Consider the following 14,785-nt stretch of genomic DNA (forward strand, 5'->3'; position numbering starts at 1 on the left):
GCTCGTCAGACGTCCTGCGCGATACGCGTGTAGAGCTGCGGGCGGCGGTCGCGGAAGAAGCCCATGCCGGCGCGGTGCTTCGCGGCGCGGGCGAGGTCGATCGTCGCCACAAGCGCGCCGGTCTCTTCCTTGCCGAATTCGGCGAGATAGTCTCCCCATTCATCGGTAATGAAGGAATGGCCGTAGAACGCCTGGCCGTCTTCCACCCCGATGCGGTTGGCGGCGATCACCGGCATGCAGTTGGACACGGCATGGCCGAGCATGGCGCGGCGCCACATGCGGCTGGTGTCGAGATCGGTGTCGTAGGGCTCCGAGCCGATCGCGGTCGGATAGAACAGCAGTTCCGCGCCCAGCAGCGCCATCACCCGCGCGCATTCGGGGTACCACTGGTCCCAGCAGATGCCGACACCGACGCGCGCGCCGAACAGATCCCAGACCTTGAACCCGTCGTTACCGGGACGAAAATAGTACTTTTCCTCGTAGCCCGGCCCGTCGGGGATGTGGCTCTTGCGATAGGTGCCGATGATCTCGCCGTCCGGGCCGATCATGGCGAGCGTGTTGTAGTAATGGTGCCCGTCACGCTCGAAGAAGCTGGTGGGGATCGCGATCTTCAGCTTCTTCGCGAGCGCCTGCATGGCGATGACCGAAGGATGCCGCGCCGTCGGGCGGGCGAGCGCGAACAGTGCCTCATCCTCGACCTTGCAGAAATAGGGGCCGGAGAACAGCTCGGGCGGCAGCACGATCTGCGCGCCCCTGCCCGCCGCTTCCTCGACCAGCGCGGAAACGGCGGCGATGTTCTCCGCCTCGTCGGCGGAGTTGAGGGCGAGTTGCAGTGCTGCGATGGTGACTTCGGCCATTGCGGCCCTTTATCAGTCGCGTTTGCGAAACAGAAGCGTCATGCGATCGCTCTCGCCGATCGCCTGGTATTTCGCCTTGTCCTGCTCCTTGAGCGCGAGGCTGGGCGGCAGCGTCCAGACGCCCCTTTCCCAGTCGGCGCTGTCCTTCGGATTGGCGTTGATGTCCGACTTCGCGACGAGTTCGAAGCCGTTCACTTCCATGAACTTGATGAGGTCGGCCTCGCGCAGATAGCCCTTGGACCCGTCGGCATAGCTGAAAGGCGCATCGGCCTTTGCCCGGTGCTGGACGATGCCGACCAGGCCATCGGGCTTGAGCAGCGCGCGCATCGCCTTGATCTCGCTGTCGGCGATGTTCCAGTGCATCATGTTGTGCATCATGCGCATGATGAGGATGCGGTCGAAAGTGCCCTTCTCTCCCTCCGGAACGGCATCGAGCGTGTAGGCGGCGAACCTTTCGGCAGGCATTCCGGTGAACTTCGCGACGTCCGCCGGGAATGCCGCCGCGCCCTTGCGGATGCCTTCCTGGGTCTCGGGCTTGAACGCGCCGCTGGTGGGATCGAAATAGAGCCCCACGAGATGCCCCTGCTCTCCCAGATAGAGGCCCAGCAGGCGCGAGTACCACTCGCCGCCCGGCGCATATTCGCCAACCTTCATCTGCGGCCCGACGCGCATGAAGGAGAGCGTCTCCACCGGATGGCGATGGACATCGCGCGCGCGGTCGTCCTTGCGCGAGGGGTGCGCGGCGGCGAGTTCGAGCAGCGCTTCACAGCCTTCGCAGACTTCTGCCTCGGACGCCGTGCCGGCCGCCGAAGCGGCCATCGGCACGGCCAGCAGGCCAATCAGCGAGGACAGGGCGATAACGGCGCGGCGCATGACGAGTCTCCCGAATGCAAATATCTGCCGCGAACCTAGTCGGCGCGCAGCCAATGACAAGCCGCTCAAGTGTAACTATCTTGTGACGAATTCCCCGAAACCGAGGATCTGTATCATCATGGAAACGGCAATCGTGGCAGGCGGATGCTTCTGGTGTACCGAAGCGGTGTTCCGCGACGTGATCGGCGTAAGCGAGGTCGAGAGCGGCTATATCGGCGGCGCGGTCGAGAACCCGACTTACAAGCAGGTCTGCTCGGGCGAGACCGGGCATGCCGAGGCGATCCGGGTGACTTACGAACCGCAGGTCATTTCCTACGCTGAAATCCTCGACGTGTTCATGGGCACGCACGATCCGACCCAGCTCAACCGCCAGGGCAATGACGTGGGCACGCAGTACCGCTCGGCGATCTTCCCGCAGGACGAGGCGCAGCGGGCCGAAGCCGAGGCCGCGATCGCCCGCGCGCACGAGGAGCACGGCGGCAAGATCGTCACCACCATCGAAGGGCCGGCGACATGGTATCCGGCCGAGGACTATCACCAGGAATACTGGGAAGGCGAAGGCCAGCGGAATCCCTACTGCCTCGCCGTGATCCCGCCCAAGCTGATGAAACTGCGCAAGAGCTTCCAGAGCAAGGTGAAGGGCTGACAATTCCTGTCGGCACAGCCCTCTCCCCGAAGCGCTGTCAGACAGACCCTCTGCTGACGTCGACCAGGAAGGGCGTGGCCAGCCCCAGCGACAGCGCCCGCTCGCCCGGTTCGCCCAGCCAGCGTGCGGGGCAGTTCCAGACGCGGTGGATCACCTTGCCGGCCAGGGCGATTTCGGGCGGGCCCTCCGCCTCGACGCGCCCTTTCCTGAGGACCAGCACCTGATCGGCATGGTTCATTGCCGTGGCAAGATCGTGCAGCACCAGAACCACGCCGCGCCCTGCCTTCGCCTGCTGGCGGAAGCGGCGCATCAACGCGGCGGCATGGGCGAGGTCGAGGCTGGCGAAAGGCTCGTCCGCGAGCAGCCAGCCCGGCTGCGTCGCCAGCAAGCGCGCCATCAGTACCCGCGCCCGCTCTCCGCCCGAAAGGCGCGATACCGGGCGATGCCGCAGGTCCTCGAGGTCCATGGCGGCGATTGCATCGTCGATCGCCTTGCGCGCCTCCTTGGCGGGGGCGTTGCGCCAGGGCAGCCGCCCGAGCGAGACAAGCACCTCGACCGAGACGTCCCAGGCCACTTCGGGCGCCTGAGGCAGATAGCCGATCCACTGCGCTTTCTGGGCGACCGAAACATTGGAAAGCGGCCTTCCGCCGAGCAGAACGTCGCCCGTGTCCGGACGCAGCAGACCCGCCATGCAGGACAGGAGCGAGGACTTGCCCGCCCCGTTCGGCCCGCAGATCGCCGTGACCATGCCGCGCCGGCATTGCAGTGACACTTCCTGCAGCCGGCCCGCCAGGGTGATGTTGCTGACGCCCAGGCTCATACCAGCTCCCGCCGCATTTTCAGGAGCAGATGCAGGAAAAACGGCGCGCCCAGCAGGCTGAGCCCGATCCCGAGGCGCAGTTCCCCGCCGGTGAGCGGCAGGATACGGCACAGCGAATCCGAAATGATCAGCAGCAAAGCCCCGGCAAGCGCGCTGGGCACGATGAGCGAGGACGGACGATGATCGGTGAACGGGCGCACGAGGTGCGGCACCATCAGCCCGACGAAACCGATGATCCCGGCCACGGCGACGCCCGCGCCCACGGTGAGGCCGATGCCGGCGACCATCAGCACCTGCAGCTTGAGCGGCTCCACGCCCAGCGAACGCGCCGCCGTCTCGCCCAGCGTCAGGGCATCGAGGCTGCGCCCCGCGAAAGCCAGCACGCCGATGCCGAGCATGATGAAAGGTATCGAGATCCCTACATCGCGCCACGACCGATCGGCCAGAGAGCCCATCAACCAGGTGACGATCTCGCTCATTGCGAAAGGCGTGGGCGACAGGCTGATGGCAAGGCTCACCAGCGCGCCGGCGAGGCTGGACACCATCAGGCCGGCGAGCGTGAACAGCGCGATGCCGCCGCTGCGTCCGGCGATCAGCCCCAGCAGCGTCATGGCCCCGCAGGCCCCCGCGAGCGCGAAGAGCGGCAACAGCCAGGGCGCGGCGGCATAGCCGGTCCAGAAGCTGAGCACTGCCCCCAGCGCCGCGCCGGGCGCGATGCCGAACAGGCCCGGATCGGCCAGCGGATTGCGCAGGAACCCCTGCATCGCCGCACCGGCCGCTCCCAGCCCCGCGCCGATTCCCAGTGCCAGCACGGCGCGCGGGAGGCGCAAGTGGAAGAGGATGGTCGCTGCGTTCTGGGTCGCGGGCGAAAGCGGATCGATCCAGACGCGCCCCGCAAGCAGCGACAGCGGCAGTGCGACCGCAAGGCCAAGGAACAGCAGAAGCAGAAGACGCGGATTCATCGCTTGCCGGCGGCTATCTGGCGCGCCACCGCGCCGCGCGATGCGGCCAGCCCCGCCATGGCACGCGGAATCGTCGGACCTCCGCACCAGAGCATCGAGCTGTCGAGCGGAATACGCGTCGTGCGTCGCAGGTCTGCCAGCGCGGGATGGTGCAGCATGCGGTCCTCCTGGGCCAGGGGGTTGCCCACTGCGAAGATCACTCGGGGCGGATCGGCGAGCACTTGTTCGAGGGGAATATAATCGGCCTGCGATAGCCCCTTCGCAGCGGCAACGTTCGTAAAACCCGCATGTTCCATCATATCGACGATCAGCGTCTCGTTCCCCGCGACGAGCCCGCCGGATTCCCATACCAGGGCCGGCAGGGGCTGCGCACCGGATGGCGGAGCCGCATCCGCGACGGCCCTGTCGATCCGCTGGAGCAGGTGCTGCCCCAGTTCGGGATGGCCGGCAACGGCCGCGAGTTGCCGCACCTGTTCGCGCGCCGCCGCGAGATCCTGCGCGATCGGGACGAGCACCACTTCGAAACCCAGATCATGCAGGGCATTGCGCGTCGCCGGGGCAAGGAAATTGCTGGCGACGACAACCCGCGGGGCAAGTGCGGAAACCTCCTCCACCGTCCCGGAAACCGGGCGGTAGCGGCGGGCCTGATCGAGATCCATCGACGTGGAGGAAGGGTCGTGGCTATAGTCGGAAATCGCCAGGAGCTGCCCCGGCCCGGTCACTTCGGCGAGGATCGCGTCGGTACAGGGATTGAGCGAGACGATCGTCGGATGCGCGGCGTCGCGACGTGCGAATGCGGCAGCGGCCTCGGTGTAACCGCCCCCGCATCCGGTCACGCTCGTCCACGCCGCTGCGAGGACACCGGCGCGCAGCAACGCGCGCGCCGGCCGCTTCCCCCACCTCCACCGGGGCGACGAGGGAAGCCGCAAGCTCAAATCTTCACGCGCAGCCCGGCATAGGCCGAGCGCCCCGGCGTGCCGTATGTGCGCACCACTTCGTAGTGCTCGTCGAACGCGTTCTCGACCCGGCCGTAGACCTCGACATTGTCGGTGACCGGATAGGAAGCGCGCAGACCCACGACCACATGCCCCTCGACGAACTGGGTATTGGCATGGTCGTCGTAGCGGCCCCCGCCCACGCGCAAATCGGCGCCGACATGGAGGCCCATGTCCCAGGTCTTGTCGAGGCCGACAAAAAGGTTGTTTTCGGGACGGCGCGCCAGTCGGGTACCCGTCAACACGTTCTTCGCGTCAAGATAGGTGTAGGACAGGCTGAGGTCGAAGCCTTCCCAGTCATTCACCACCATTGCCACTTCAATACCCTTAGCCCGCGTGCGACCGACGTTATAATAGTTCCAGTTCGCGAAGTCGTAATCGATGAGATTACGGGTCTTACGGTCGAACCAGGTCAACGTGAAGCGGCCCTTGCCTTCGGCAAACGGCTGTTCGACGCCGACATCCCAAGCCTTTGAAGTTTCGGGATCGAGGGGGCTTAGGACACCATTCGTATACAGTTGGTAAAGAGAAGGCGCCTTGAAACCCTCGCCATAGCTGGCGCGCAGCACGGGTGCACCCTCGCCGCCGAACGCCCAGGCGCCATTCGCCGCGAATGTCGTGCGATCGCCGAAGTCGGCATGGTCGTCGTAGCGCAGGCCGCCGCCCAGCGTCAGGCCGGCGAAAGGGCTGAAAGTGAGGTTGCCGAAGTAGCTGTCGATCGAGGTAGAATCCCGCGAACCGAAGTTGTCCGAGAACGTCGACTTTTCGGTCTCGGCGCCCAGCAGCACGCTCACCATCTCGACTGGCGCGAAGGAAACCTGCCCTTCGAAACGCTCGTTGCGGCCATTGGTGATATAAGGCCCGAAAATCGCATGATCGGATACACGCCGAGTGTCCGTGATGCCATAGCCGATCCGCGCCGAGAGCTCGTCATCGAAGCCGGAGTAGCGCAGGTTGGCATAGCCCAGCGTATCGCGCTTTTCCCCCACATGGAGCGCGTCGGCGCCGGTGTCGTCATATTCGTAGTCCGCCTTGGTGTAGTATCCGCCGGCATCGGCGGAGAAACCGGGAGCCAGTTCGATCTCGGCGCGGGCATTGGCGCTGCGGCTCTCGAAACCGTCCTTCTCGGCGGCGCCCCGGCGTTCGCTGAAAGCGGAAAGGCCGTCACCCTTCAGCCAGTTGCCGCCCAGCGTCAGGCCGACCGGGCCGAGCATGCCCGATGCCGAGGCGCCGGCGTGCCTGCGGTCACGCCAGCCGTATTCGGCCTGCGCGCGCGCGGTCCACTGCTCGGTGGGACGCGCGGTGATGAAGTTGATGACGCCGCCGATGGCGCGGCTGCCCCACAGCACGCCGGACGAGCCATGCACCACCTCGACCCGGTCGAACTGGCCGATGGTGAGGCCGCCGAAGTCAAAGCCGCCGCCGACATCGCCCGGATCGTTGATGCGCACGCCGTCAATCAGCACAAGGCTCTGCGCGTTCTCTGCCCCGCGGATGAAGACGCTGGTGGGATGGCCGAAACCGCCCGCCGAAGAAATCGACACGCCCGGCAGGCGCGCCAGCACATCGACCGCCTGCACCGCCTGGGTACGCTCGATGTCAGCCCGGGTGACGACGCTGACCGGCTGACCGATCTGGCTGAGCCGCATCTCGGTGCGGGTAGCCGTGACGACGATCGGGTCGCCCACCTCCTCGGCGAGAGCAGGCGTACTGACGGCGAGCGCCGAACCGAGCAGAAGCAGATATTTCATGTACATTCCTTCCGAACCTTGAACGAAATGCCGTTCATGGCGGAGGGAGCGCGCCTTTCCTCATGCGCGCACGCTCGCTGCAACCGGACACCCCGCCCGGCGCGGAACGACCATCTCGGGCAGGTCTCCTGGCTCCCGGATCGATACCCGCCCTCGCCTTCCCAGTTCGCGAACCAGTGGCATGTCGGAGGCGGACTCCCCGGTCACAGTTGCGGGGGCAGCTTCGGCGTTGAACCGAAATTCCCTCTTAGGTCCGGCTAACTGGACAACCCGTGACGTGGCGGCGCCGATACTGTCCCGGGTCAGGAATGGCAAGAGCGCGCAGCGGCTGACTGAAGAGAAGGGCAGAAGGGCGGTTCATTAACCGGTTAAGCGTAGGAAGGCGGGATGTTCCGCTTCGGGACGGCTGGAACGCCGCAGGTGCGGCCCTTAGCGATGCGGGATAGGCGCAGGCGTGCCGCGCTGCGCAAAGCGCTGCGGCCGAAAGGACAAGAGTGAACCCAGCCCCCGCCTTCCTTGCCGTGATCGGAGACTGCGAGACGCGCCCGCGCGACTTCGCCGCGCGTTTCGATCGGCGAAGGGCCGGCCGGGGCAGGCGCCATATGCACAAGCGGCGCCACTGGACAATCGGCTTTGCCGGGCTTGCCGCCGTCACCCTGCCCGCGTTCGCCGCGCCGGGCGGGTGGGAACGTTTCGCCATCGCCGATGCGGTCGCAGAGGAAACTCGGGTCGAGCCGATGCCTTTCGAACGGGCAGGCGCCAGCTTTCCCGGCTCGGCCTTCTACTACCTCGACTTCGAAGCGGCCCCGCTCAAGGTCGGCGAAGGAATCCGCTCGGACGCGGACGAAACTGTCCAAAGCCCGGCCGCGCGCGCGCTGCGCATCGACAACAGCGGTGTCGATCGCACCCGCGCGCTGCAGTGCCTGGCCGCCGCGATCTACTATGAAGCCGCCAGCGAACCCGACCCCGGCCAGCGCGCGGTCGCGCAGGTCGTGCTCAACCGCGTGGCCCATCCTGCCTATCCCGGCACGGTGTGCGGTGTCGTCTACCAGGGATCGGAGCGCACGACCGGCTGCCAGTTCTCCTTCACCTGCGACGGTTCGCTGGCACGAAAGCCCGTGCGCCTGTTTTGGGACCGGGCGATGGACGTCGCCCGCGCAGCACTGTCCGGCTATGTCTATGCGCCGGTCGGGCTCTCCACGCATTATCACACCGTCCAGGTCCATCCCTACTGGGCTGCCAGCCTCGACTATACAGGCACGATCGGGGCGCACCGCTTCTATGGCTTTCGAGGGACGGCCGGACGACCCGGCACTTTCCGCTTCGCCTACGCCGGCGGCGAGCCGCTGGCCGCGCCGCATCGCCGCGACGATTCCTCGCTTGCCGCCGCGGCCGCTGCCGCGCTTGACCCGGTAAATGTGCAGCGCAGTTTCGGCGCGCTCGAACCGGCCCGGGCAAGCGAGCCCGCTGCCTCGCGACCGGCCTCGACCCCGCTCTATACCAGCGAGGTTCGCGAGCGCGGCGGCGATGCCATCTACCGCGCGCACAGCCTGCCCGAAACGCAGGGAATCAAGGCGCAGTACGCCAACAGCGGCCGCTGGATCGCCCAGCCGACCGACTGACCGCGGCTCCGTCGAAAGACCGGCCGCGCCGCAAGACTTCAGCAACCATAGGCCATCACGAAGGTTTAGAGCCTGCGTGGCATAACCGGCCCAAGCACGATACGACACGAAGGGCCGCCGATCATGACAATCCGCTTTGCCGCCGCTTGGGGTGGGAGAAGTCCCGTTATCATGCGTGCGCTCTGCCGGTCCGCTCCGCTGGGCGCGGTCAATGACAACAGACGGGAAGGCCAGAGTTCGGACGCGGCAAAACGGGCGATGGCCGCCTACGCCAATCCGCAGGCGCCGTTGCCATTGCCGATGCAGGCGGCGAACGACCAGCTGCTGCTGGCGGAAGCCTTGCGCCATTTCGCGCGACATGGCCTCTCCGCCGCTGCCCACGCCCGCGCCAAGGCGGAAGCGGCGCGCGCCGCCGACGACGATGAAGGCTGCACCTGGTGGCTGTCGATCTGCCGCCAGCTCGACCGGCGGATGGCCGACGCCTTTGCCCGCAAGATCGCCAGCCGCGGCTGACCGAACTCTTCGATTTCGTTCCTCCTCCTCACGGGACGCGGCGCCGCGTCCCGAGGCCGTCACGCTTCGCCTCCACAGGCCTTGTACCAGCAGCTTATCAGTGAGATGAGTGGCGGAGCTTCACCTGGCCGAGCCGGCTGGCGCGGCCCGATCCCCTAGCGGCATTCCGGCATCCGCCGTTTCAGGGATTTCTCTATTGCAATTGCGAACTATTATCACTAAAAAGTAGTGCAATATGCCCTTCCCACGCCTTTTCGCGGTTGCAATGTCGCGCCGACGGGCGTAGGGCGCGCGTCGAAACCGACGGCACCTGCCTTCTGCGGGACAAAGCAGGCCGCCTTTGACGTCCGAGGTCCCGCCACTGGGAAGGACACGCACGCATCATGGCTCGTAAGAAAATTGCCCTTATCGGCGCCGGCAACATCGGCGGCACGCTCGCGCACCTCGCCGCGCAGAAGGAACTGGGCGACATCGTCCTGTTCGACATTGCCGAAGGCATCCCCCAGGGCAAGGCTCTCGACCTCTCGCAGTGCGGCCCCGTCGAAGGCTTCGACGCCCAGATCACCGGCACCAATGACTACAAGGACATCGCGGGCGCGGACGTCGTGATCGTCACCGCCGGTGTGCCCCGCAAGCCGGGCATGAGCCGCGACGACCTGCTGGGCATCAACCTCAAGGTCATGAAGTCGGTCGGCGAAGGCATCAAGCAGCATGCCCCGAACGCTTTTGTCATCTGCATCACCAACCCGCTCGACGCGATGGTCTGGGCGCTGCGCGAATTCTCCGGCCTGCCGCACAACAAGGTCGTCGGCATGGCCGGGGTGCTCGATTCGGCCCGCTTCTCGACTTTCCTCGCCTGGGAATTCGGCGTGTCGGTGCGCGACGTGACCAGCTTCGTGCTGGGCGGCCACGGCGACACCATGGTGCCGGTGGTCGAATACTCGACCGTCAAGGGCATCCCCGTTCCCGACCTCATCAAGATGGGCAAGTCCACGCAGGAGCGCATCGACGAAATCGTCAAGCGCACCGCCAACGGCGGCGGCGAGATCGTCGGCCTGCTCAAGACCGGCTCCGCCTTCTACGCCCCGGCCGCCAGCGCCATCGCCATGGCCGAAAGCTACCTCGGCGACCAGAAGCGCATCCTGCCCTGCGCCGCGCACATCACCGGCCAGTACGGCGTTGACGGCCTCTACGTCGGCGTGCCGGTAAAGATCGGCAAGGACGGCGTCGAGGAAGTGATCGAGATCGAACTCGACGAGAAGGCCAAGGCGGGGCTTCAGGTGTCGATCGACGCGGTTGGCGAACTGCTGGTGGCCTGCAAGGGCATCGACGAATCGCTGGCCTGACACCGGCATACAAATCACCGTCATCCCGGCGCAGGCCGGGACCCAGCTGGAAAAATAATGCCGCGAAGCGACTTTATTTGTTGGACTGGGCCCCGGCCTTCGCCGGGGTGACGATCAGGGAAGGTAATGGAGAAGCACGGCTACGTTTACATCATGGCCAGCCGTCGCAACGGAACGCTCTATATCGGCGTCACCAGTGACCTGCGCAGCCGGGTGTGGCAGCACAAGGAAGGCACTTTCGACGGTTTCACGAAGAAATATGGATGCAAGGCGCTCGTCTGGTTTGCCGTATTTGATCGCGTTGAAGATGCCATCCGCCGTGAGAAGCAAATGAAAGAATGGCGGCGCGCATGGAAACTGCGCGTCATCGAGGAAATGAACCCCGACTGGGACGACTTGTTCGAGTCGATATGTTGAGCTGCCCCCCATGGCCTTCGCCGGGGTGACGATTAAGGGAACGGATGGAAGTATGAGCATCCTCGTAAACAAGAACACCAAGGTCATCACCCAGGGCATGACCGGCTCGACCGGCAGCTTCCACACGCAGGCCGCGCTTGACTACGGCACGCAGATGGTCGCGGGCGTGACCCCGGGCAAGGGCGGCACCGAGCACCTCGGCCTGCCGCAGTTCAACACCGTCGCCGAAGCCAAGGCCGCGACCGGCGCGACTGCCTCGTGCGTCTATGTGCCGCCTGCGGGTGCGGCCGATGCGATCCTCGAGGCGATCGACGCCGAGATCGAACTCATCATCTGCATCACCGAGGGTATCCCGGTACTCGACATGGTTCCGGTGAAGCGCGCGCTGACCGGCTCGAAGTCGCGCCTGATCGGCCCGAACTGCCCGGGCGTGCTGACGCCGAACGAGTGCAAGATCGGCATCATGCCCGGCAACATCTTCTCGAAGGGTTCTGTGGGTGTTGTGTCGCGCTCTGGTACGCTTACGTATGAAGCCGTGTTCCAGACCACCAATGCGGGCCTCGGACAGACCACCGCGGTCGGCATCGGCGGCGACCCGGTCAACGGCACGAACTTCATCGACATGCTCGAACTGTTCCTGGCCGATGACGAGACCAGGTCGATCATCATGATCGGCGAAATCGGCGGCAGCGCCGAGGAAGAAGCGGCGCAGTTCCTCAAGGACGAGGCCAAGCGCGGCCGCAAGAAGCCGATGGTCGGCTTCATCGCCGGTCTCACCGCTCCTCCGGGCCGCCGCATGGGCCACGCCGGCGCGATCGTCTCGGGCGGCCAGGGCGGCGCGGAAGACAAGATCGCGGCGATGGAAGAGGCCGGCATCCGCGTCAGCCCCTCGCCCTCGCTGCTGGGCGAGACCCTTGTCGACGTTCTCAAGGAATACGCCTGACTTACTCTTTCCCGGCCTGCACCATCCGGTAAAACCCGGAGAATGCAGGCCGCGGAATATAAACCATAAAGCGGACACGCTGCGTACTCTGGCCGGCAAGGCGCCCTCCCCGGGAAACCTTCAAGGCCGCATCTGAATACCCGGTAGCGCCGGGCAATGTGCATCCGGCGAGGAAAGGTGATTCCCATGGGCGACGAGAGTTTCGATTTCACGTCTGACCTTGGCATGGACGGGCCCCAGCCGGGGCCGAGCTGGCAGCGCAGCAACTGGCCGCGTGTCGGCGCCGAGTTCGAAGACGACCTGACCCAGGGCCTCGATCCCACCACGCTTCGCGCGAAGATCGAAAAGGCCGCCGCCCGGGGCGCCGCGAAAGTCGACCAGTCGAGCATCGACCAGGCCGCCGCCGATGCCATCCGCGCCATGATGCTGATCCGCACCTATCGCGTGCGCGGGCACCTTGCGGCGGACCTCGACCCGCTCGGTCTTTCGCAGCGCAAGCTGCCGCAGGACCTCACGCCCGAATACCACGGTTTCACCGGCGACGCGCTGGACCGTCCGGTCTTTGTCGGCGGCAACCTCGGCCTCGAATGGACGACCGTGCGCGAGCTGGTTCAGATCCTGCGCGCCAACTACTGCGGCAAGGTCGGCCTCGAGTACATGCACATCTCCGATGTCGAGGAACGCCGCTTCCTGCAGGAACGCATGGAAGGCGCCGACAAGGAAATCGAGTTCACGCCCGAGGGCAAGAAAGCGATCCTCCAGGCCGTCGTGCGCGGCGAGCAGTACGAGAAATTCCTCGGCAAGAAGTACGTCGGCACCAAGCGCTTCGGCCTCGACGGCGGGGAATCGATGATCCCCGCGCTCGAGAGCGTCATCAAGTATGGCGGCCAGCTCGGCGTGAAGGAGATCGTCTTCGGCATGGCCCATCGCGGCCGCCTCAACGTCCTCGCCAACGTCATGGCCAAGCCCTACAAGGTTATCTTCCACGAATTCTCGGGAGGCACCGCCAATCCCGAGGACGTTGGCGGATCGGGCGACGTGAAGTACCACCTCGGCACGTCCACCGACCGCGAATTCGACGGCGTCAAGGTCCACATGAGCCTGATGCCCAACCCTTCGCACCTAGAGACGGTGGACCCCGTGGTGCTCGGCAAGGTGCGCGCCTACCAGGTGTTCCACGACGACATCGGTGACGATATCGGCCCCGGCGCGAAGCACAAGCAGGTCCTGCCGGTGCTGATCCACGGCGACGCCGCTTTCGCCGGCCAGGGCGTGGTCTGGGAATGCTTCGGCCTTTCGGGCGTTGCCGGCTACGACACGGGCGGCTGCGTCCACTTCGTCATCAACAACCAGATCGGCTTCACCACCTCGCCGAACTTCGCGCGCAACTCGCCCTACCCCACGGACGTCGCCAAGGGCGTCCAGGCGCCGATCCTGCACGTCAACGGCGACGATCCGGCGGCCGTGACGTTCGCCTGCAAGCTGGCGATCGACTATCGCCAGACCTTCGGCCGCGACATCGTGATCGACATGTGGTGCTATCGCCGCTTCGGCCACAACGAGGGCGACGAGCCGAGCTTCACCCAGCCGCTGATGTATGCGCAGATCCGCAAGCATCCGCCGGTCAGCGAGATCTACGCCGAGCGCCTCAAGTCGGAAGGTGTGATTGACGACGCGTTCCTGTCCGAGACAGAGAAATCCTTCAACGCGCATCTCGAGGAGCAGTTCGAGGCTGCCAGGACCTACAAGTCCAACCACGCGGACTGGTTCGGCGGGCGCTGGAGCGGGTTCAACAAGCCGGTGGACCCCGAAACCGCGCGCCGCAACGTCCACACGGGAATCGAGGCCAAGCTGTTCGACAGCCTCGGCCGCACGCTGACGACCGTTCCCGAAGACCTGAACATCCACAAGACCCTCGCCCGCGTGATCCAGGCGAAGGAAGAGATGTTCAAGGCCGGCGAAGGCTTCGACTGGGCCACGGCCGAAGCGCTCGCTTTCGGCAGCCTGGTCTCGGAAGGATACGGCGTGCGCGTCTCCGGCCAGGATTGCGAGCGCGGCACCTTCAGCCAGCGTCACGCCGTCTGGGTCGACCAGAAGGACGAGCGCAAGTACACGCCGCTTTCGACGCTGCCGCACGGCAACTTCGAAGTGCTGAACTCGACCCTGTCGGAATACGGCGTGCTCGGCTTCGAGTTCGGCTACGCCAGCGCCGATCCGAAGACGCTGGTGCTCTGGGAAGCGCAGTTCGGCGACTTCGCCAATGGCGCCCAGATCATCATCGACCAGTACATCGCCGCATCCGAAGCCAAGTGGCTGCGCGCCAACGGGCTCGTCATGCTGCTGCCGCACGGTTATGAGGGCCAGGGCCCCGAGCACTCCTCGGCGCGCCTGGAGCGCTTCCTGCAGCTCTGCGCGCAGGACAACCTGCAGGTCTGCAACATCACCACTCCGGCCAACTACTTCCACGTGCTGCGCCGGCAGATGCACCGCCCGTTCCGCAAGCCGCTGATCATCATGACGCCCAAGTCGCTGCTCCGTCACCCGATGGCGAAGTCGCAGGCGGATGACTTCATCGGCGAGGGGCACTTCTTCCGCATTCTCTCGGACCCCAAGACGCCAAGCGACGAGGACACGAAGAAGGTCATCCTGTGCTCGGGCAAGGTCGCCTACGACCTGTTCGAGGCGCGCGACGAAAACGAGATCGACGATACGCAGATCATCCGCCTCGAACAGCTCTACCCTTTCCCGGGCGAGCCGCTGGCCCTGCGCCTCTCGCGCATGAAGAACCTGGAGGAGATCGTCTGGTGCCAGGAAGAGCCGCGGAACAACGGCGCCTGGTTCTTCGTCGAATCGCTGATCGAGGAAGCGGCCAGGGATGCAGGCCTGACCGCCTGCCGTCCGCGCTATGCCGGCCGCCACTCCGCCGCCTCGCCCGCCACTGGCCTCGCCAAGCGCCACGTCGCCGAGCAGGCCGCGCTGGTTGCCGACGCGCTCCACCTTTCCGTCCGTGACGAACTCCGACGCAAGCAGAAGGCTTGAG

General features: G+C 65.7%; 13 protein-coding genes and 1 riboswitch. Of the genes, 7 read left to right on the plus strand and 6 right to left on the minus strand.

Annotated features, from left to right (window positions below):
• Positions 1-5: 5 nt before the first annotated feature.
• Both aguB and IEX32_RS06435 read right to left on the minus strand, forming a co-directional pair.
• Positions 6-857, minus strand: a complete 852-nt coding sequence (gene aguB, locus IEX32_RS06430; protein WP_188769640.1) for an N-carbamoylputrescine amidase — start codon at positions 855-857, stop codon at positions 6-8.
• Positions 858-869: 12 nt separating this feature from the next.
• On the minus strand, positions 870-1,730 hold the full coding sequence (locus IEX32_RS06435) for a class I SAM-dependent methyltransferase (RefSeq protein ID WP_188769642.1): 861 nt from the start codon (positions 1,728-1,730) through the stop codon (positions 870-872).
• 118 nt (positions 1,731-1,848) lie between these two features.
• Here IEX32_RS06435 and msrA point away from each other — a divergent pair, with 118 nt between their 5' ends.
• Positions 1,849-2,376 (plus strand): peptide-methionine (S)-S-oxide reductase MsrA, encoded by a 528-nt coding sequence (msrA, locus tag IEX32_RS06440; RefSeq protein ID WP_188769644.1) that lies wholly within the window; start codon positions 1,849-1,851, stop codon positions 2,374-2,376.
• Between the two features lie 37 nt (positions 2,377-2,413).
• Here msrA and IEX32_RS06445 read toward each other — a convergent pair whose 3' ends face one another.
• The 4 genes from IEX32_RS06445 to IEX32_RS06460 form a co-directional block, all read right to left on the minus strand.
• The gene (locus tag IEX32_RS06445; protein ID WP_188769646.1) at positions 2,414-3,196 is read right to left on the minus strand and encodes an ABC transporter ATP-binding protein; all 783 of its coding nucleotides are present in this window, start codon (positions 3,194-3,196) and stop codon (positions 2,414-2,416) included.
• Positions 3,193-4,158: a FecCD family ABC transporter permease gene (locus IEX32_RS06450; RefSeq protein WP_188769648.1), complete on the minus strand. Its 966-nt coding sequence runs from the start codon at positions 4,156-4,158 to the stop codon at positions 3,193-3,195. Before IEX32_RS06450 ends, IEX32_RS06445 begins: the two co-directional genes overlap by 4 nt.
• On the minus strand, positions 4,155-4,994 hold the full coding sequence (locus IEX32_RS06455) for an ABC transporter substrate-binding protein (protein WP_229736174.1): 840 nt from the start codon (positions 4,992-4,994) through the stop codon (positions 4,155-4,157). Before IEX32_RS06455 ends, IEX32_RS06450 begins: the two co-directional genes overlap by 4 nt.
• A 95-nt stretch (positions 4,995-5,089) precedes the next feature.
• Entirely contained in the window at positions 5,090-6,904 is a 1,815-nt protein-coding gene (locus tag IEX32_RS06460) for a TonB-dependent receptor domain-containing protein (RefSeq protein WP_188769652.1), read from the minus strand.
• A 101-nt stretch (positions 6,905-7,005) separates the two neighbouring features.
• Positions 7,006-7,193, minus strand: a riboswitch (cobalamin riboswitch).
• A 205-nt stretch (positions 7,194-7,398) separates the two neighbouring features.
• On the opposite strand from IEX32_RS06460, the gene IEX32_RS06465 reads away from it, so the two are divergent.
• From IEX32_RS06465 to IEX32_RS06490, 6 genes are all read left to right on the plus strand, one after another.
• On the plus strand, positions 7,399-8,526 hold the full coding sequence (locus IEX32_RS06465) for a cell wall hydrolase (protein ID WP_229736183.1): 1,128 nt from the start codon (positions 7,399-7,401) through the stop codon (positions 8,524-8,526).
• Between the two features lie 171 nt (positions 8,527-8,697).
• Positions 8,698-9,039, plus strand: a complete 342-nt coding sequence (locus IEX32_RS06470) for a hypothetical protein (RefSeq protein WP_229736186.1) — start codon at positions 8,698-8,700, stop codon at positions 9,037-9,039.
• Between the two features lie 383 nt (positions 9,040-9,422).
• Positions 9,423-10,385, plus strand: a complete 963-nt coding sequence (mdh, locus tag IEX32_RS06475; protein WP_188769656.1) for a malate dehydrogenase — start codon at positions 9,423-9,425, stop codon at positions 10,383-10,385.
• Between the two features lie 126 nt (positions 10,386-10,511).
• Positions 10,512-10,802, plus strand: coding sequence for a GIY-YIG nuclease family protein (locus tag IEX32_RS06480; protein WP_188769658.1), 291 nt, complete (start codon positions 10,512-10,514; stop codon positions 10,800-10,802).
• A 52-nt stretch (positions 10,803-10,854) separates the two neighbouring features.
• Positions 10,855-11,745, plus strand: coding sequence for a succinate--CoA ligase subunit alpha (gene sucD / locus IEX32_RS06485; protein ID WP_188769660.1), 891 nt, complete (start codon positions 10,855-10,857; stop codon positions 11,743-11,745).
• A 186-nt stretch (positions 11,746-11,931) separates the two neighbouring features.
• Positions 11,932-14,784 carry a 2-oxoglutarate dehydrogenase E1 component gene (locus IEX32_RS06490; protein ID WP_188769662.1) on the plus strand — a complete coding sequence of 951 codons (2,853 nt, stop codon included), beginning with the start codon at positions 11,932-11,934 and terminating at the stop codon, positions 14,782-14,784.
• The last annotated feature ends 1 nt before the right edge of the window (position 14,785 follow it).

The organism is Novosphingobium endophyticum, from assembly GCF_014640675.1.
Classification (GTDB): Bacteria; Pseudomonadota; Alphaproteobacteria; order Sphingomonadales; family Sphingomonadaceae; genus Novosphingobium; species Novosphingobium endophyticum.